The organism is Faecalibacterium sp. DFI.5.82 (assembly GCF_029076575.1).
GTDB classification, from domain to species: Bacteria; Bacillota; Clostridia; order Oscillospirales; family Ruminococcaceae; genus Faecalibacterium; species Faecalibacterium duncaniae.
This window is the reverse complement of the sequence record NZ_JARFIS010000030.1, coordinates 1-1082: the sequence shown is the minus strand read 5'-3', so window position 1 is coordinate 1082 and position 1082 is coordinate 1. Positions and strand designations below refer to the sequence as shown.

General features: G+C 53.8%; 1 protein-coding gene. It reads right to left on the bottom strand.

The genetic code is table 11. The features are described 5' to 3' along the window. Positions 1 to 128: 128 nt before the first annotated feature. Positions 129 to 1016, bottom strand: coding sequence for an LPD16 domain-containing protein (locus tag P0G09_RS15395; protein ID WP_217297626.1), 888 nt, complete (start codon positions 1014 to 1016; stop codon positions 129 to 131). Positions 1017 to 1082: the final 66 nt, after the last annotated feature.

The window sequence follows — 1082 nt, the reverse complement described above, 5'->3', positions numbered from 1 at the left end:
GATTTTTTCGTCATGCCGCAGTTGCATCACCATATAAACATCGCATCCTGCGTTCAGAAATTTCTGCGGGATGTCCGGCATGAGTTCGCCGTCAAAATTCTGGTTCCATTTTTGCTGCATTGTCCACCTCACAGTTCTGGCGCAGACCGTGCAGAGGATTTTGGCGCAGACGTATCACTTGCCAGTTCTGCCAGCTTTTCCAGTGTGGAAGGGCGGTGGTCTGCGCTCAGTTCCTCAGCTTCCGCAACTTTATCCATGACGGCATCGTAGTCCTGCAACAGGCGCCGCCCCTTTTCCAAGTGGTGCGCTTCCAGAATCTGCTCACGAGCTTCCTGAATGGTCAGCTCCGGGGCATCCAGCTGCCCACCGTCCATTACGGAATAATCACTGTGGTAAATAGTGTAGTCCCAGCCGTCCTCACAGGACTGGATAGCAAGATAGCCCTTGCCGCCCAGTTCCCATGCGGCCTGCTCGTCCTGTGTCTGAATTTCGGGGTAGAAGTTTGCATGGTTTCGTTCCATGACCTCGGCAAACTGGCAGATGTGGAACACATTGCCCAGACCGCCCATGTCAAAGTGGTAATCATCCAGATGTTTCACCCGTGCTGTAAAACTGCGCCCATCCGGGTAATCCACCTGAATCACGCCGCCATCTGGAATGCGATAGAGGTCATCATAGTGGCTGTTGATGAGACGAATGTCTTTCGGCAGCGTTTCCGGCTCCCAGATGCGCCGTCTGCCAATGCCCGTCTGCGGGATGTTTTCGAGGATCTTTACGCTTTCCTGTTGGATGGCCTTACGGTCATCGTCCGAAAGTTCAAACAGATACCAGTTCCGGGCGGCAGGGATAGCGTTCCGTCCATCTGGCGGCAGATTCTTTTCCGAGATCTGCCCACTTTCCAGCGGCTCTCCAGTTACCTTGTTATAGGTGGCAAAGCCGACCCCTGCACCGTTTTCCCGGAGATGCAGATAGCGTTCATCATTGATAAGGTAGACCGCTTCTTTTATCTGCTCCATCAGCACCCACCCTCAAATTCCAGCGAAAACTTGCTGCGGCCATCGGCTTCACAGGACAGCAGCACG

Excerpts from the sequence above, each read along its gene's own strand:
- P0G09_RS15395 (WP_217297626.1), bottom strand. The coding sequence starts at position 1,016 with ATGGAGCAGATAAAAGAAGCGGTCTACCTTATCAATGATGAACGCTAT.